General features: G+C 46.1%; 15 protein-coding genes. 6 read left to right on the top strand and 9 right to left on the bottom strand.

Annotated features, from left to right (window positions below; all coding sequences use genetic code 11):
* Positions 1–729 precede the first annotated feature (729 nt).
* From QZ311_RS11560 to QZ311_RS11535, 6 genes are all read left to right on the top strand, one after another.
* The gene (locus QZ311_RS11560) at positions 730–1,230 is read left to right on the top strand and encodes an RNA polymerase sigma-70 factor (RefSeq protein ID WP_297068168.1); all 501 of its coding nucleotides are present in this window, start codon (positions 730–732) and stop codon (positions 1,228–1,230) included.
* Between the two features lie 80 nt (positions 1,231–1,310).
* Positions 1,311–1,685 carry a hypothetical protein gene (locus QZ311_RS11555; protein WP_297068165.1) on the top strand — a complete coding sequence of 125 codons (375 nt, stop codon included), beginning with the start codon at positions 1,311–1,313 and terminating at the stop codon, positions 1,683–1,685.
* A 5-nt stretch (positions 1,686–1,690) separates the two neighbouring features.
* Positions 1,691–2,134, top strand: coding sequence for a hypothetical protein (locus QZ311_RS11550; protein ID WP_297068162.1), 444 nt, complete (start codon positions 1,691–1,693; stop codon positions 2,132–2,134).
* A 20-nt stretch (positions 2,135–2,154) separates the two neighbouring features.
* On the top strand, positions 2,155–4,542 hold the full coding sequence (locus tag QZ311_RS11545; protein WP_297068159.1) for a TonB-dependent receptor: 2,388 nt from the start codon (positions 2,155–2,157) through the stop codon (positions 4,540–4,542).
* The gene (locus QZ311_RS11540) at positions 4,530–5,513 is read left to right on the top strand and encodes a DUF4249 domain-containing protein (RefSeq protein ID WP_297068156.1); all 984 of its coding nucleotides are present in this window, start codon (positions 4,530–4,532) and stop codon (positions 5,511–5,513) included. Before QZ311_RS11545 ends, QZ311_RS11540 begins: the two co-directional genes overlap by 13 nt.
* Position 5,514: 1 nt before the next feature.
* Positions 5,515–5,946, top strand: a complete 432-nt coding sequence (locus QZ311_RS11535; RefSeq protein ID WP_297068153.1) for a hypothetical protein — start codon at positions 5,515–5,517, stop codon at positions 5,944–5,946.
* A gap of 49 nt (positions 5,947–5,995) precedes the next feature.
* On the opposite strand, the gene QZ311_RS11530 is transcribed toward QZ311_RS11535, so the two are convergent.
* From QZ311_RS11530 to QZ311_RS11490, 9 genes are all read right to left on the bottom strand, one after another.
* On the bottom strand, positions 5,996–9,160 hold the full coding sequence (locus QZ311_RS11530; RefSeq protein ID WP_297068150.1) for an efflux RND transporter permease subunit: 3,165 nt from the start codon (positions 9,158–9,160) through the stop codon (positions 5,996–5,998).
* A gap of 3 nt (positions 9,161–9,163) precedes the next feature.
* The gene (locus QZ311_RS11525) at positions 9,164–10,633 is read right to left on the bottom strand and encodes a TolC family protein (RefSeq protein ID WP_297068147.1); all 1,470 of its coding nucleotides are present in this window, start codon (positions 10,631–10,633) and stop codon (positions 9,164–9,166) included.
* Positions 10,620–13,673 carry an efflux RND transporter permease subunit gene (locus tag QZ311_RS11520; RefSeq protein ID WP_297068144.1) on the bottom strand — a complete coding sequence of 1,018 codons (3,054 nt, stop codon included), beginning with the start codon at positions 13,671–13,673 and terminating at the stop codon, positions 10,620–10,622. The genes QZ311_RS11525 and QZ311_RS11520 overlap by 14 nt, the downstream gene beginning before the upstream one ends.
* A 1-nt stretch (position 13,674) precedes the next feature.
* On the bottom strand, positions 13,675–14,742 hold the full coding sequence (locus QZ311_RS11515) for an efflux RND transporter periplasmic adaptor subunit (RefSeq protein WP_297068141.1): 1,068 nt from the start codon (positions 14,740–14,742) through the stop codon (positions 13,675–13,677).
* A gap of 5 nt (positions 14,743–14,747) precedes the next feature.
* On the bottom strand, positions 14,748–15,647 hold the full coding sequence (locus QZ311_RS11510; RefSeq protein ID WP_297068137.1) for a S26 family signal peptidase: 900 nt from the start codon (positions 15,645–15,647) through the stop codon (positions 14,748–14,750).
* 45 nt (positions 15,648–15,692) lie between these two features.
* Positions 15,693–15,968, bottom strand: coding sequence for a hypothetical protein (locus QZ311_RS11505; protein WP_297068134.1), 276 nt, complete (start codon positions 15,966–15,968; stop codon positions 15,693–15,695).
* Positions 15,965–17,017 (bottom strand): 6-bladed beta-propeller, encoded by a 1,053-nt coding sequence (locus QZ311_RS11500; RefSeq protein WP_297068130.1) that lies wholly within the window; start codon positions 17,015–17,017, stop codon positions 15,965–15,967. The genes QZ311_RS11505 and QZ311_RS11500 overlap by 4 nt, the downstream gene beginning before the upstream one ends.
* A gap of 4 nt (positions 17,018–17,021) precedes the next feature.
* Complete coding sequence (locus tag QZ311_RS11495) at positions 17,022–18,065, bottom strand: 6-bladed beta-propeller (RefSeq protein ID WP_297068127.1); 1,044 nt, start codon at positions 18,063–18,065, stop codon at positions 17,022–17,024.
* Between the two features lie 80 nt (positions 18,066–18,145).
* Positions 18,146–18,700 (bottom strand): 6-bladed beta-propeller (locus tag QZ311_RS11490; protein WP_297068124.1); only part of this gene is annotated, 555 nt, incomplete at its 5' end.

Genomic DNA, 18,700 nt, shown 5'->3' with positions numbered 1-18,700 from the left:
CAAAGAATATGCAGACCGATTCAACACCCATCCTTCAGTAATCGTAGGCAGGCTGCAACATCATAAAGTAATCCCATACACCAAAAACAGTGATATGCTCCTACCTATCGACCTGTTCCGATAATCGGATTTTGCCCTAACAATTGGCAAGTGGAATTCTGAAAAAATCCTAACAGCACCCTAACAGGCCTTGTTTTTGGGTCAAAAAAGCGTTATATTTGCAATAACAAACCCGGTTTAGAGAAATCGGTGAGTGGACAGACCACTACCATACTGATGACATAAAAACCTAACAATACCCTAACAGGGGATTTGCGGAAGGTTGTAGCAAAGTGATTATAAGCACATTACACAAAGAGTTCATAATCCTCTCTCTCCGCTACAAAGCCTGCTTGTCAGGCTTTTGTTGTTTTAATGCCCCAATTTTGCACCCAAAACGGTCAAAGTTGGGGCGTTTTTATATATTCTTAACCGGCTGGGATGGCCAAAAGAGAAACGGCGCATTAAAATTATGGGCACAATACAGCAGTTTGTATAAGAATTTCAATCTCGGTTGCTTCTCGAACAACCTTTTCTTTTGCCCTGCCATCTCCATATACATATTTTATTATAGGTTTAGGTTTGTCCGGGCACGTATAAAGTCCGAACCAAACCAAACTGGGCCTGTCTTGCTCATCTGCCCTATTATGGGTAACTTTGCAGACAAATTCTCCGACAATACTGCACATCATGACATCCAAAGAATTTGAAATATTTTTCAGAAGGCTGTACTTGCCGCTTGGCATGTATGCCCTTCGTATTGTCGATGATGCGGACGTATCTGAGGATCTTGTACAGGATGCTTTTATAAAAGCTTGGCTTTATATCGAGAATGGAGGAGAGATTGACAATTTTCCCTCGTTCATGTATAGGACAGTCCGGAATATCTGTCTTTCATATCTTCGTGACCGACAGGAAATGCTCGACGAAAGCAATATGCCTGAGGTGGGGGAAGAAGAAATCGACACATCGTTCAGGGATGCAAGAATATGGAAAGCCATCGACGGTTTGCCCGAAAAATGCCGTGAGGTATTTCTCATGAGCAAACGCGACGGTCTCACAAACGAAGATATTGCAGAAGAGCTTGGCATATCCATAAAGACCGTAAAAAACCAGATGACAAAGGCTTTCAGCCGACTGCGCGAGGCTTTGTCCGACGGTCATAAACCTTTCTTTTTGCCATTTCTATAAATTTCTCAAAATTTTTTGATTTCAGGGTAGGACCTTTTCAGTAATGATGAGTCATAAGAGTGAACGAATCATTCATCACAATGAAAAGGACAATATTTCTTTTACTGGCAATAATAGCCTTTACCAATGCTGAAGCCCGTCAGCCAAAGCGTGGCTACCGTGGCTTTCTGGAATGGAGCAGCAGCGTCCGTTCCGATAATTTCGGAGTTTTCGACATACATGGAAACCTCACAATGGAACGTCAAAGCATGTTTTATACAGGTTTTTCAACCTCACATGGCTATCAGATCAATCCGATGTTTTTTATCGGTGCAGGTCTCGGGATGGAGCGGTGTGGAAAGCTTGAGCATTATGAAGGCTCCATGACCGGTCAGGATTCGTATGAAATACAATATGTAGGCACTAAACGCCATATCCGTCCATATTTCTCATTTCGCATAGGCATAGACTTTTGAACAACATGAAAAATAAAGAAGTAGATTTCATTGCCCGCCGATACAAAAAAGGCAGATTCTCTGCCGATGAAGGCTGGCATCGTCTCGGTATTGCTCCGGTATCTATATGGAGAAAATATAGGGTTGCAGCAGCAGTTGCAGCCACAGTCATCCTGTCCGCGACAGCGACAATCCTATACAGGGAATATCATCTTAATAATGTGCCGCAACAGACTGTTCCGGCTACTACTGTCAGTCCATTGGCGGAAGTCAAGGTCATAGACTTTGAGAACGCACCGTTGCCGGAAGTCGTAAAGAAAATCGAGTCGGTTTACGGTGTCAAGGTAGAGAGTGTGCCTGCATCCCCAGAAGGATATGTGCTTTCTCTCCATTATGAGGGCACTCCGACAGACCTCATATCTGTAATCAACGATATTTTTGGAACAGAAATGACCGTAACGGAGAAATGAAACAGTTTGTATTATCCATAATGCTGTGCGTAAGTGCCGTGTGCATGGCGCAGAATATCACCATCAGGGCAGTAGACCAACCGGCTTCGGTTGTGTTCAGAAGCATCGTCGAGCAGACCGGAAAGAATTTCGTGTATTCATCCGAACTGCTTAAAGATATGCGCGTATCAGTCAATGTGAAGAATAAGTCTTTGAAGCATACCCTCTCCATGATTTTCAAGGATTCGGATATTGAGTATGAAATCAAGGGCAGGAACATTATTCTTAAACGAAAGCCCAAACCTAAAAGACAGGAACGTAAACCGTCTATAACCATAGTAGCACCAACCTTACCGAAGCAGAATGCCGTTGAGCCTGAAATGCTTGAGGAAGTAGTTGTGGTATCACGCCTCGAAGCCCCGGCGGTTGAGACTGCGGAAATAGGAGCCAAGAAGCTGACCGCACAGGAAATAATAAACACGCCAGTGATGTTTGGTGAAAGCGATGTGATCAAGGCGTTGCAGATGCAGCCGGGCGTATCGGAAGGACAGGAAGGCATGGCGGGTATGCACGTGCATGGTGGCAACTCGGATGAAAATCTGTATATGCTCGACAACGTGCCGTTATATCAGGTGAATCACTTTGCAGGACTATTCTCTGCCTTCAACGCGGAGGCAATCAGATACATTGACTTTTTCAAGTCTTCGATTCCGGCCAAATATGACGGACGCCTGTCATCTTATCTTGATGTGCGTACAAAGAACGGTTCTATGGAAGGACATCATGGCTCATTCAGACTGGGGCTGACTTCAGGTGCATTCAATATCGACGGTCCGATAGGAAAAAAGACTACCTATTCCGTGGCATTGAGGCGGTCATGGTTCGATGTGCTTTCCATCCCTATGTTGGCATTGGTAAATTCATCGGATGAAGAAGAAAAAATCAGACTCCGCTATGCCTTCATGGATCTGAATGCCAAGGTGACACACCGCTTTTCAAATAAGGCGACAGGATTTGCTTCGGTCTATTTCGGCAATGACATACTGAAGACCGGCTCTTCGGACAAACATGAGCCGGAATGCGGATGGTGTTATGATGACAAGAATGATTTTCACTGGGGAAATCTCGTGGCTCAGACAGGTCTTAATTACAGGCTCAATCCCTTGATGTCTGCTGAGTTTACTGCCGCATATACCAGATACTTCTCAGGGATGAAACGTGACTGGCTGACAACGGAGATTACAAATGACGGCACTACGGAGTCGCATTCCATATCCAAGACCAACAACAATATAAACGACTGGATATTCCGTGCTGATTTCGACTGGAGACCGAACGATGGAAACCGTGTGCGCTTCGGAGGCAACTATATCCTCCACTCATTTCTGCCGGCAAGAACCGACCGTAACTATACTGTCGGTACAACACAGACATTGACCCGGGATTCAACATGGTCATATACAGCCAATGAAGCCAACATCTATATCGAGGATGACTGGCAGATAAGTGAAAAATTCAGAATGAACGCCGGACTGCATCTGTCGCTGTTCAACATCGACGGCAAGACCAATTACGGATTCGGACCAAGACTGTCATTCAGTTACCGGCCTTCCGATAACTGGGCTGTAAAAGCCGCCTATGCACGGACAAACCAATATGTGCATCAGCTTTCCCAGACATATCTGTCGTTGCCGACAGACCAATGGGTTCCTATCACCGGACGATTCAAACCTCAGAACGCCGACAAGATTTCAATTGGCGCGTACTGGCAGTCGGATAACAAAGTATTTGCAGCATCAGCCGAAGGATACTGGAAGGTGATGCGTAATCTTGTGGATTACCGTGATGAATACTATCTGCAACCTCCGACAGAGATGTGGAATGCCCAGCTGTGTTCAGGCAAGGGAACGGCAAAAGGCATCGATTTCAAAATAGAGAAGCTCTATGGAAAGCTGACAGGTCATATTTCCTATTCACTCGCGTGGTCAGACCGCACTTTCCCGGACAAGAACGAAGGTCTTACGTTTCCCACCCGTTTTGACAACAGGCATACAATCAACATTCTCCTCAATTGGAACGTAAGTGACAAGGTGAGCCTCAATGCCGCATGGACGGGACATTCCGGCAACCGGTTCACGCTGCTGCCGCAGGTATGGGAGTCCCCCGGCTTCGGCAACAGCTACATTGGCGACGAGTCACCGTTGAAGACACAGGTCAACAACTATCAGCTGCCGTTCTATCACCGTCTCGACTTTTCCTGTACGGTGCGCAACAAACGCGGTTACTGGACTTTAGGACTTTACAATGCATACTGTCACATGAATACCGTAGCAATCAGGAGAACGTATAACAACGCTAATCATCCCGTGTTCCAGAAAGTGAAACTTTTACCCATAATACCCTCAATTTCCTACACATGGCAATTCTAAAATACATAATACCGATAGTGTCAGTCTTTTTGCTGACAGGATGTTACGAAGACTTCAATCCGGAGATTGACACTAAGCCTGTTCTTTGTCTGAACTCCCTTATCACAGCCGGAGAACCGATTGAGGTCGAGGTGACGCACACATGGATGTTCAATGATGAAAAATCGAAGATGAATCATGATGTCAAGGATGCAGTTGTGACCATTTTTGCCAACGAGAGGATTGTCGACTCTGACTATCTGCCGAAAGAGGGAGACAAGATTCGCATTGTCGCGGAGAGTCCGACTTACGGCATGGCAATCGCCGAAGTGGTTGTCCCTTATGCTACACCGATTGGGAAAGTAAAGGTCTTCCCGGTAGTGACAGACATATGGAAAGGCGACAAGGATTTATTTCACTATGAGATGCTTGCCGATGTGACATTTAATCTTAATATAGAGATGGATGTCAATGATCCTGAAGGAACAGACAATTATTATCATTTCGGTTATAACTGGTCTGGTAGGGCTACTGACGGTTCGCCGACATTATCTATCGGACAATTCGAGTATAATTCCGAGCCGATATTCAAAGAACACATCGGAGTGTTCGAGACTGTAATGGGTAACGACGAGGATACGAATTTTGTATTCTTCTCCGACCGGCAGTTCTCCGGCAGGACATATACCTTGCATCTGAATTTCTCAAATAATGTATTCCGCGTAAAGTCGCAGGAGTATGATGAGTCTTGGCTTGAATGTGGCGTGAATCTTTATCTCACAACAGTCTCAAAGAGTTATTATAGCTGGGCTGTGTATAAATGGAATGTCGATGAAGGTATTACGGGCGATCTGTCGGACATCGGTCTCGCGGAATCAAAGTGGGGCTACAGCAATGTCACCACAGGCGCGGGTGTCGTGGCAGCTCAGTCATCGGCGAAATATACCATTGAATTAAAAGAATTTCTAAAAACAACATTAAACAATAAGTAAGATGAAAAAGTTACTTTTTATCGCAACCGTGTTGTCCACGGTTCTCTCGTTCACTTCGTGCAATGAAGATGCCCCCATTCCCATGATATGGGAGTTCTCCAACTATGACCGTGAGGCTGTTTCGGCTGTCTATGCACCTGATTTTGTCAATCAGGTGGCAATCACCGCATCTCCGGATTATAGCGGCGACATCACTCTGAAATGCACCAACTACCGACAAGTGTCAATCATTCCGGATTATGTCACTGGTACATCCGACAATGTGGAAGTCGGATACACTGTATCTAAAATTGATGACACTACAATAAAAGTGACATTCAAGCCTATAGAGAAAGCAACCGATGAAAGCATCTATGGACATGTTATTATAGAGGGCATAAATGGCAGGGACACCAATTCCACCAATATATCAATCGGCAGAGTTAAAAAATGAAAGCCACTAAATCAAGATTAATTGTCGTACTGGCAACTGTTGCCATGTGTCAGCGGGCTTTTTTGATGTGGCTGCGTTGAAGTATCAGAATTGGGAGTATGAATAAAAGTGCGAGTATCGAAACTGTCAGACCTCCCATTGTTCCGATGGCAAGAGGATACCAGAACGACTCTTTGCTTTCTCCGATTATAAACGGAATGAAGCCAAGGATTGTCGACATGACCGTGAGGATTATCGGTATGATCTTTATACGAAAAGCGCGCAGATAGATTTTTATCGGTGCGACATTCGGATATAGGGTGTGTAGAGAGTTGTATTCGTTAAGGATATATATGGCTGCGTTGACGGTAATGCCTGCAAGAAGGATGAAGGAGGCGAATCCACCTTGGTCAAAATTGAGTTTGAACAGATAGAAGACCGAGAAGACGCCTATGAAAGATACAGGTATAATGAAAATGATGGCAAATGGCTGACGCAATGAGTTGAACAGGATTGCAGTCGTAAAGAATATTATGGCTATGACGAGCAACAATAGCCGGTATTTGCCGCTTTCGTCCTTGGCTTTCCACTGTTGGCGCTCGCTCTCGGCCTTATATCCGACAGGCATGATGGAGTTTATTGTCTCAAGGTCGCGATCGAGCACTTTTTCTCCTTGAATGGTTGAACCAATGTACTCATATTGAAGACACATCACGTATTCCTGATTCTTTTTGATTATGTCTTTGGATGCTTGTCGCTTTTCAATCGAGCCTATGTCGGACAACTTGAACGTTTTGTCACCGATATCAAACGGCTGACGCATCAGGGTGAATATATCGTAAGCATCCGACTGTCGGGAATAGAGATTGATCCGCTGCGAAGAACGGTCGATGACTATCTGTCCGCAGTTGATTTCACGCCCGAAAGTCGGTTCGATTGCCGCGAAAAGCTGTGTTGCGGTTATGCCATATTTCGAAAGCCGGTCACGGTCAAAAACGAGATGAAATTCCGTATAGTCGTCCTTCCAGTTGGAGAATTCCGATGCTATGGACACCTCTTTGATGCGACGGTGGGTGAGAAGTGTGTCACGTAGACGGTAGGCCCAGTCAGAAAGTTCGTCATAATTGTAGCCGGTCATTCTCACACGGTAGCTGCCGGCCATTTCACGGACATCGTTGCTGAATCCCTGATCTTCGAGGCCGTAGACGCTCCACGAACCTCCGCCGAGTGTCAGGGCTTTTGAAATGACTTCTCCTTTCAATCGGTATGGGAATCCATCATGTTGGTGCGACTTGTGAAACATCACTGCGATAGATGCGCGTCGGGCATTCGATACGGATGTCTGAAACTGGCGTATTTCAGGGAAACCGCTGAGATAGCTTTCCATTTTTCTTACGAGGGCGTTCATCTGCGACAGTGTCGCTCCGTTAGGGAGAGTGGCGTTGATATGTAGAATCGGTTCACTGTTGTCGCGATCCCAGTATGAGCCGTTATAGACTTTTTCGACAAACAATCGCAGAGTGCCACCGAGTGCAATGTCGGTGACAGGTTTTATTTTTTCCTTATACATCTGGCTTCCGAAAATGGAATTGTATTTTTCAGCCCAATATCCTTCTCCCTCAATTTTGTCGGGTATCATGAACACCGGCAGACCGAACGCAAGGATAACAATAAGAATCATGACAACTCTGAAACGTAGGACACCCCTGACTATGCCGGCATATAAGCGTGAAAGAATCAGGGAGAATCTGCGGCGCAGACAGTGAATCTTCGTGACATTGTTTTTGTGCCGGTATATCCCAATCCTGTCGACGAGTGCCGGTACGAGCAGCAGGGCTACTGCAAGCGAAACCGTAAGATTTATAATGACCACCGTCACGAAATCCTCAAGGCTTAGACGTGTCTTCTCATCCATAAAATACACTACCGACAATGCTCCGACGGTGGTGATTGTTGCAGTAAGGATGGCTGTGAAAGCCCGGAGGTTGTGTCGGCGTGTGTAGTGGTCGGCCATGACAATGAGATTGTCTATGACAAGATTGAGTGAGATTGTGATTCCGGCAAGGGTATAGAGTTGGATTTCAATGTGTGTGAGGTAATAGAATACTACCGCGACGGCGAGATTGATTGCCAGTCCGATGGTTATCATCAGCACATAGCGGAGATTGAGGGTGACAAGTCCTACAAACAACAGGAGTATCAACACGGTAAGCCCCGTGCGGAAATAAATCTTGTCGAGCTCGCTGCGGATGCTTTCGGTGGCATCGTAGGCCGAATCAATCATATATCCTTCCGGCATGGTGGCCTCAAACTTATTGACGGCTTCGCGAATCAGTTCTGACAGGGCAAGCTGGTTGGCATCCTCCTCGGAGGTTATATTCACATAGATTGAGTTCAGACCGTTGATGCGGAAATAGCTTTTTGGGGCAGCTTCGGTATGAGTTACGGACACGAGTTTGTCGAGGCTTATTGATGTGCCGTTATTCAGATTTATGTTTATTTCTGATGGGATGAATGTGTCGGATGCACCGTTGGTGCGTAGTGAAAGGCGGATGTATTCGGCGTTGTCGCCGTCGCGGGTTGCAAGCGGAGCAATGCCGAGAAACTCACTTGAATAATGCTCCTTTATAGCCTGTTGCAAGTCGGATGGTGTGAGTCTGAGCGATGACAACCGGTCAATGTCATAGTATAGCTGCCATTCCATAGGCTGCGCTCCGCTGAGTTCTACTTTATATACCCCGGGGATGCGGGCTATGATTGGCTTGAGATTGTCCTCTCCGTAAGTCTGGATTTCCGAAGGGTTTGCCGGAGCGTTCAGCCGGTAGACCATGAAAGGCCGGGAACTTTCTTTCTCAACGGCACGGGCCGAGATGGAGGGATAACTGACCCCTTCGGGTAGCTGACTCCATATTTGCCGGATAAGGGTTGAAACCTCAAAGCGCACCATGTCGATGTCGGCATGCTTGTCAAGGTCAATCGACACACGTCCGTTGCCATTGGATGATTTGGAATTGATACCTTTGACTCCGTTGACGCGTGCGAGCACTGACTCAATGCGCGATGTTACTTCAGCCTCGATTGTCCGTGCGGAGCTTCCCTGCATGGAGAAACTGACCGAGAGCGACGGCAGATTGCGTGAGGGTGCGAGTTTGACGGGCAGGAGCGGCAGCAGCGCACACCCCACCAACGACAGAGCTATAAAGATGACAATTATGGAGAATGAACGCGAGGACATCGGTCAGTTTTTCAGTTCAAATTTTTCGGTGAGCGGTATGTCGAATTCAAAATCATGGAGCGTCAGGCGGCGAATTTTATAATGACTGAGCCAGAAGTTCTGTAGGGCTGAAATGTAATTTTTTGCAGCTTCCTGACGGCGGTTGAGCGACAGGGTGATGCTGTTTATGTCCGCCTTGCCTATTATGAAACGCTGACGGGTCTGGGTGTAGGCGGTCTCGGCAAGGTCAAGAGCCTCAGAAGCGGATGCAATCAGACGCTGGCGCACTTCATAGTCGCTGACCGTCATTATGATATCTTCCTCAATGCTGAGTTCTTCCTGACGGGCTGCGATTTTCGAAACATTCAGATTGTTGCGGGCCATGTTGACCTTGCCTTTCCTGACACCCCAGTCGATGAGCGGCACACTGACTGAAATTGATACGAGATCCTGTCGCAACGGAGAGCGGTAAGCCCCTGAAAGGTCATCGGCGACCTGATTGAAACCGACAGAAGCGTTGACCGACGCATTGAATCTCGATTCAACCTTGGCTCTGTTGAGGTCTCGCTCGCCTTCAAGTATTGTCTGACGATGTCCAAGCAGCGTCGGATTATTTTCTTTGGCCATGGCAAGAGCGACATCGACCGGAATATCTGTGGCCAAGGGACGGCCGGGCATCCGAAGTTGAATTTCGGTATTCTTGTCCATACCGAGGAATGAGGCGAGAGAAAATGTGGCTCTTTTGAGAGCTATCCGGCAGTTTTCAAGAGTGTTGCGGGCGTTTACTTTGTCAAGTTCGAGAGTAAGCAGCTCTGCCCGTGAAATGGCCGCGATTTTGAATCGGCGTTCACCGATGACATAAAGCGTGTCGCACGACGCCACATTCTCTTCGGCAAGCCGGAGTTCAGCCTGTGCGAGAGCGAGGGCAAAGAAATAGGTCACCGCCTGTTCGCTCACAGATTCCATATTGTAGATAAGTTCCTTTTTTGCTTTCTCATAGCGCAGAGGCTCGATTTTGCGTTCCCATTTGAAGGCATTGAAGCCGAGCAGACTCTGGCGGTAGCCTATTCGCACCGGGACGGAGGAATACTGCGTGTATTTGTTAAGTCCGAAATTACGCATGTATTCAAGGTCGGTCTCAAGGTAGAACGAGCCACCGAGCAGGTCAAAATTCTGTGTTACCTCCAGGCCGGCGGATGCACTGAACATCTGTTGCTGACGGAACACGTCGATATTCTGTTCCGAATCGTAGCGCTGGGTCATGTAGCGGTAATACTTCGCCGGGGTTGCCGTGAGCGAAAGACTCGGAAGACGGTCGGCCCTGAAGCTCACATATTGCCAGTAGTTGGCCTGATACATGTTGCGGTATCTGAAAGCCATGAGTGATGAATCATTGGCAAGCTCGATGACTTTATCCAGAGTCAGTTCGATAGCCGAAACACTGATGGGCTGAAAGAGGATGATTAAGAATAAGAGTATCTTACCTGTTTTCATGTTTGCGATAGATTAGCCAGTAGAATAATGGAATAACAAAGATGCTGACGAGTGTGCCGACAAGCATTGAACCGATCATGGCGATGGCAAGTGGACGCTGAAGTTCAGAACCCATATCAGATGTGAAGAGGACAGGAACCATGGCGAATATGGTTGTCAGCGATGTCATGATTATGGCACGCAGGCGGCGCTGCCCGGCGGTGTGGATTGCCTTTTCAAGAGGCATCCCGGTTTTGCGCAGCTCATTGATTGCATCGATTTTCAGGATTGAGTCGTTGACCACAATTCCGCATGTCACGATTATGCCTATTGCCGACATGAGGTTGAGAGTCTGACCGAAAATCATGAGGGCGAGCAGGGCGAAGAATGTGTCGACAGGTATCTCAAGCAGTACGATGAGCGGTTGAAGGAAGCTCTCGAACTGCGCGCAGAGTATAAAATACATGAGCATTACGGAAACAAGGAGTATGACAGTGAGTTCTTTCATCATACGTGCGTTGCTGAAAAAGCTTCCGGCAAACTCTACGTCAAAAGCCCCGTCAGCGCTCACGGTTTCGTGTATGGCCTTCATGACTTTCTCCTCGCGCCCGGGGACTTCAAGTCCCATAGGGACATACTCGCCTGAAGCCCCTGCGGTGATGGTCTTGAGGTCGCGGCTGTGACCGAGCGACACGAGCGAGCGCAGCGGAATTTCTGTGCATGAGCCATTTTTATCGGCGCGCGACCTGACGAATGTATTGTTAAGTATGTCGCTGACCGTTTTTTCGCGTCCCGCAACCTCTATCGGTGTGTATTCCTGATATGAGCGGAGCGTCGACACGGTGTTGCCCTTGAATGCTGTGCGCAGTGTGCGCAGCACTTCCGAATAGTCCACATTGTAGACAGCGAGAAGTGTGCGGTCAATCGATATGTCTATCTGCTCCCGCATCGGGATAGGGGATAATTGCTCATTAGTCGTCCAGGAGATTCTGTCGCGCAGTGAGGTGAGATTGTCAATCATGCTGTTGTCCTTGACCGGGCAGCTGATTCGCGCTTCGATGTCGGCCTCGTCGGTCGAGAATATTTTCTCGAAGATGTTGCCGGCTTTATGAAATGAAACTGTCGCATCGGGATAATTGTCTCTGATACGGTCGGCAAGACGCTGCTGCAAAGATGCGATTTCTTCCGGCCGTGCGGTCATGAAATAAAGTTCGGACTCGGATGTGGAAAGGTCAAAGTCTGACGACAGTATATAGTCCTGTGTACCTACATAGGCTGAATTTATGACTGACATTGAGTCCTTCAGCGCTTCAACACGTTTGCGGTTGGCATCAAGGCTGATGTTTTCGTTCCAGTCGATGCGCGCTATGGTTTCATTACTGTCAATCTCCGGCATACGCTCCTGATGCATCACCATGAACATCATGACGCAAAGCGGGACTGTCAGCAGGGTGGCAGCAATTAGCGGCCATTTATGGCGAAAACAGAAATTAATCCCACGGTCATAGTATCCGGTGAATGAAAGGTGGACGGTGGAGGATGAAATTCGCTGTGGGTTGTCGGGGTTATTATTTTTAATCTTTGATTTTTTGTTTTCAAAGAGATAATACAACACCGGCAGCAGTGTGATTCCGACGATATAGCTTGCGGCGAGACCGGCTGTGATGGAGAATGCCTGATCGGAAAATATCGCTCCGGCAATGCCGCTCATGAATATAAGGGGGACGAATACGGCGACGGTGGTGAGCGACGATGACAGCATGGGCGTTATCATCTCGTTTGTGCCGTTGACGCAGGCATCCATAAGCCCGTTGCCACGATGGCGGAACTGGGTGATGTTTTCGGTGACTATTACCGAGTTGTCAATCATCATACCGACGGCCAGAATGAGTCCGGCCATAGAGATGATGTTGATTGATACATGAAAAAGGTAGAAGAGCAGGAAGGTTAGGATGACTCCTACGATTATGCTCAGGCCGATGATGAACGAGGAGCGTACACTGCGCATGAAGATGAGGCAGACAACGAACACGAGCAACAGACCCAGTCCGAGATTCTGCTCAAGGTTTGAGATGGTGAAGTCGAGCAGCTCGGTCTGGCTTCGGGTCTTTGTGAACTCTATGCCGGGATAACGGTCGGAAAAATATCTGACTGTCGAGTCGAGCGCCTTGTTCATAGCCTCCATGCTTTCCTCACCGTGCTTTATGATTGCAAGGGTGACGGCCCGTTTGCCGTTGTGGAGTGAATAGCCTGCCGGAGTGCGCGTTGTCAATTCGACATCGGCGAAATCGCCCAATTTCATGATTCTTTCACCTTTGCGGAGCTTAATTCGCTTGACATCGTCGACCGAACGCAGGAGATTTGTGACGGTGATGTTATATTCATAGTAACCGTCGCGCACTGTCATCGATCCCGGTTCGACATTGTTGGCTGTAAGGGCCGACTCGATGTCGTTGACCGTCACACCTGTCTGGGCCATGCGGTCCAGATCAGGTGTGATGCGTAACGCTTTTCCCGGAACACCGGTTATATCGACCATTGCTATCTCAGGCTGCTGCTCCAGCCGTCGCCTCACGATGTTGTCGGCAATTCCCGACATGTCGAGAAACGACATACTGCCGTCTTCGTCGCGCAGGGTCATCTGCAGGTAGAGGACCGGTATGTCCGTGGCGCTCGCTTTGACTGCCTTTGGTCGGCTGGCCGTCTTTGGCAAAGAGTTCATGGCTGCGTCAATCTTTTCGTTGACCTCGATGAAAGCAAGGTCGGTGTTGACCCCGTAGTCCATGGTCAGCGATATCATCGCCGAGCCGTCGCGGGTTTCGCTTCTGATTTCATCGAGTCCGCCGACCTGCATGAGCTGACGGCGCAATGGGGTGACCACTGTGTTTTCGAGCTCTCTGGCCGAGACATTTTCTTCGGCAACCTGCACGGTTATGTGAGGTATGTCTATGTCAGGCAGCAGCGATACAGGGAGTGTGACATAAGTCACACATCCGAGTATCATCATGGCAAGAAATGCCATGATGACGGCTATGCGGTGGTTCAACAGATATCTGACCATATCACTTGCGTATTATTTTCACCGGGGCTTCGTGGGCGAGGTTGACGTTGCCTGAGGTTATGACAGTCATGCCGGGGGTGAGGCCGTCGGTGACGGTGTATTCGTTGAGATTTTCAAGTCCGGTGGTGACATAGTTCCACATCGCTTTATCGCCATCAAGCGTGAACACAACCTGACGGCCGGAGCGGAGCACTACGGCGCTTTTGGGAACGACAAGAGCCTTGTCGACTGCACGCTTGACGCTGACGCGGACATTCATGCCGTCAATCAATCCGCCTCCGCCGTCGACCGCAGCCCAGACTTTGACCATGCCGTTGTCATCGACCATCGGATTGATTTCGGTGACATGTCCGGTGCGCGAGTCGGTGGTCGAAAAGGGTGTCACCGCGACTTTGTCGCCCGGTCTCACCATAGGGAGTTCGCTTTCGAGCACGGAAAATTCGACTTCCATGCCGCTGTCGTTGATAATCCGGCACAACGGTTCGGAGGCCGACGACATGTTGTGGGGCTTGGCAGAGAGATTGGCTACGACACCGCTCACCGGCGCGACGAGTGTGGTGTTGTCAAGTTCCTTTTCGGTTGCTGCAAGTGTCAGCTCGGCCTGCTGCAGACCGCTGCGAAGGCGGGCGAGCTTCATCACGTCGTCGGGCACTTTCTCGGGATGGGCCGGATCGTAGCCCTGACCGATGAGCACATCCTGCATCTCAAGCGTGGCCGACGCGACTGCTCCCTGCTCTTTCTCAATCTGATTGTCGAGCTTATAGGTGTCGAGCGAGGCAATGCGCTGCCCTTTGGCAATGCGCTGTCCGTTGCGCACATGGATGGCAGAAATGAGTCCGGGTGTCTGGAAATTGACATCGACTTTCTCGCGGGCCGAAACGCGTCCGTTGCTGACTATTTCGTGATTGAACACCGTCGGCTGCAGCTCCATCACCGTGACTTCCGCTATTTTATCGGTTTCGGTGACAGTCGCTTCGTTTGATGCGGTTTCATTTTTATCAGAGCCATCGCCGGATGAGCATGAAGATAAAAGCGCGGATAATGACAGTATGACAGGTATATATCTCATGGTATTCAGTGTTGGTTTATTGCTTTAAACAACCGTTTCCTATCCGGTGACTTCCATCGGATTCCGGCTGTCCCGACAATGAATTTCTCAGGGACGAGTCCGAAATACCGCGAGTCTTTCGAGTCGATTGCATGGTCGCCGGCTGCGAAACAGTAATCTTCCGTAAAGGTATAAAATTTAATCGGTTTGTCATTCATTATTACGGTAGAATCTTGCCATTTTAGTTTGTTTTTGGTCTCCCATTCGATGTAACGGCGATAAAGAAGCCAGTTTTTATAGTCAAGCTTTACTGACAGCCCTTTTCCGGGGATGATAAAAGGGCCCATATCTCTGACGGTCCAACCGATGATTGAATCCCGTGGACAGCATCTCATCCATGCAGGCCATTCCCTCGGATCGGGATTGCTCCGAGCAAAATTTTCGACATAACTCTGAAGGATTTTTTGTTCAGAAGCCACACCGATAGTATCATTGCATCCTCTCACATGGTAGAAACAGTCGCGTATCTCCAACGTGTCTCCGGCTACGGCGACAGCTCGTTTGCAGTAATATGGCGAAAGATTCATGGCAATGCTATCGCGCTTACGGTCGGAATCGAGATAGGGATAATTGAACACAATGACATCGCCGCGCTCCAATTTACCGTACCCCCGAAGCCGCTTTATCTCATAAGACTTCCCTTCAGCGGCATCGAAGATGTTAAAAATACGTGCGCCCATCTTCCACTTGTTCACCAGTCCACTCTCGTCGGGGAGCAGGGTAGGGGTCATTGATCCTGTCGGGGTATGAAATGAGCAAGCAGTCGTCACCTGTATGAGACAATAGAGCATGAAGAGGCCGATTGAACCAATCGACACCCATAAAAGCAAATTCACGAGAAGATTCTGTAGTCTGATTTTCTTCATTGTCGGTGTCGGTTAAGCATGCTTGGCATACGTTTTTTATTACACTCACCGTTTTTTGCCAAGTGGCTGTTTAGCCACTTTGGCTGATTTGGATTTGAGTGTAATAATAATGCTATCGGGATAGACATCAATGGATTGTATTGATTTGGGCGGAAGTTTTTCCATTTGTTTATAACTGATTATTTTACCTGTATTTTTGATTTTTATTATTTTTGATTTTTCAGGTGTTTGAGGCTGCTGATAGAGTGCTGATGAATTAGCCGACAGTAAAATCGGGAAAAGGGCTATGCCAAGAAATACGAAAATGTTTTTAAATTTCATATGCTTTGAATGTTAGTATTAAGTGTTGATACATTTACCACCGTTATATCATCATTGTCAGATGTTATGAAATATATTTTTCCGTCTGAATATAGGACTGGATAGTAGTTTGAAGAAAGATTGAATGTTTTGACTTGTTTTAATTCTGTATTTATAAAATTTAAATAGAGTCTATCTTCATAAAAAAACGAAATAATGATATTGCCATTAGATATGAAAAAGCCATAATCATAGGCATATTCCCTGATTTTTCTCTCTTTTTCTTTGTATTTTAATCCTTTAAGAGATTTGAATATTTCGATATCAGGAAGCAGTCCATTAAAATCGATAGCCATATAATCTTCAATATTTCCAGTATTCGATAGCTTATAGACTATAGAGCTATAACTTGGCATATATAACCACTCGTAATCTTCCATGTTTGATGGTTGGAAGACCTGTAACGGTAAATATAAAAATGAACCAAGCCCATCCGGATTCAGCATAAGAGTGTCTGAGACTCTACCTCCTTTGCTTTTTAATAACCGTGCTTTCTCATTACTATACATATCAAATATGAATTCCGGTGTTTTAGATGATGGTAGCGGCAATATGTGTGCTATATGTGCCGGTACATCAATCTTGGTCTGATAAATGCCGGATTTGTCTAATACTAATATTTTATGTGAGTCGGAGTCTAATAAATAGATATATCTGTCGGTACAGTAAAAGTCCCTGAGAAACAGGTATTCCTCCTCCCCCTGACCTATTTTGCTATAATCAAATAATTTGTTGCCGTCTTTATCAAAAGCAAAGAACGCTTTTGATTTATATGGATCCAATACATAAATCGTATCGTTAATTATATTCATTCGTGTTATCGCTCCGGGAATGTCACCATTTGATTCTTTATCAAATGAAAGGGTATGGATGTCAGGGAATTCATCAAAGAAATCACACGAGTTGGCAATGTCCAATAGGACAGCATTATCTCGATGGATTTGTTGGCTACAAGCGTTAAACGAAAAAATTAAAATCAGGCTAAGTGCCGTGAATATAATAGATTTCATATACTCATTTGCTAATTGATGAAATGTTTACGATTGTCAGATTATCGCTGTTTTTGGAGTAGAGATATAGATTGTCATCCGTCAGTGCGCGTATTGAATAATCTGTCGGCATATCAAAAATATCTGTTGTGTGAGAGCTCTTATTTATGAAACAAAGATAATGTTTATCCTCATATACGAATCCTACGAGAATATGGGTAGAGTTGGCATCGAAACTAAAATAATACGCAAAACCATCCTTGATGAGATTGAATTTGTCTTCGGAACGCTTGCCTTTCAATGACTTGAAAAAACTGAGATCGGGCATCAGCCCTTTAAAGTCAAGATTAATGTATTCTTGTGGCTCACCGTTCTCGTTAAATTTATATATACACGAAGAATAACTTGGCATATATAGTATCTCGGTATTGAGTTTGTCTGATTGGAATGAATTAGGTGCACTATAATTGAAGTTGGACATGCCATCAGGAGTTATCATCAAGGTGTCGTTTTTCCTGCCCCTCTGTCTTATCAGACGTGCTTTCTCAGGAGTGTACATGTCGAAATAATATGATGCCTTTTTTGATTTTGCGTCATAAAAGGGTTTGATGTGTGCGGTATGGGCAGGAGAGTCCACTTTTTTCTCAAATTTACCATTCTTATTCAATAGGAGTATCTTATGCGACTCACTGTCAAGCAGATAAATATTCTTATCATCCACATCCAAATCACTCAGAAAGATATATTCATCCGGCCCCTCTCCCTGCTTGCTATACTCGAACAAGGGTGTTCCATCAGAGGCATAAGCAAAAAAAGCTTTCGATTTGAATGAATCTAACACAAATAAAGTGTCGTTCCTAACGATTAATTTCGATACAGTCCCCGGTATTTTACCATTTGGCATTTCGTTAAAATCCAACGATGTAGAGTCAGGAAATGCGTCAAACAAATTTCGGCTTCCGACTGTCTTAATTACAATTGCATCCTTACGTTCGACTTGTTGCCCATAAGAGCAGGACACAGTAAGAAATAATAAAATCAGATGTAATACTATAATACTACGTTTCATTTTATTAGATTTAGTTAGCTCATTTTGTTATGTAATGTTTATTATTCATAGTTGTCTTGGACAGTTATATCTCTATCCTCTCAATCATTAAGCGATGAAATATTGACAACTATCGGATTGTCGCTATCGTTGGATCTCAGATATAGCTGATTATTAGTCAGTGTGAGTATCTGAAATTGTGATGGAAGGTCATAGATGCTTGTTTCCTGCGAGAATCTGTTGATGAAACAAAGATAATATTTATCCTCATATACGAATCCTATAAGGATATGCGTATCATTTGCATTGAAACTATAATAATATGCAAAACCATCCTTCATTAGCTTAAACTTGTCCTCTGTACGTTTGCCTTTCAATGAGCTGAAGAAACTTATATCTGGCATTAAACCTTGAAAATCCAAGTTCATATAATTTGTAACTCCGTCCTTTTCACTCAATTCGTATATGACAGAAGAATAGCTTGGCATATATAATATTTCATCCTTATTCGATTGGAACGAATTTTCCGCACAATAATTATAATTAGCCATTCCGTCTGGAGTTAACATCATTGTGTCGTTCCTCGTGCTTTTATGTCTTAATAACCAATATTGTCCTAAACGTTTTGGGCAAAAATAAAAATAGGAAGTAGTTAC

The sequence above is a fragment of the uncultured Duncaniella sp. genome (assembly GCF_910578445.1).
In the GTDB taxonomy this organism is placed as follows: Bacteria; Bacteroidota; Bacteroidia; order Bacteroidales; family Muribaculaceae; genus Duncaniella.
The sequence above is the reverse complement of the archived record's forward strand: the minus strand, read 5'-3'. Positions and strand labels throughout refer to the sequence as shown.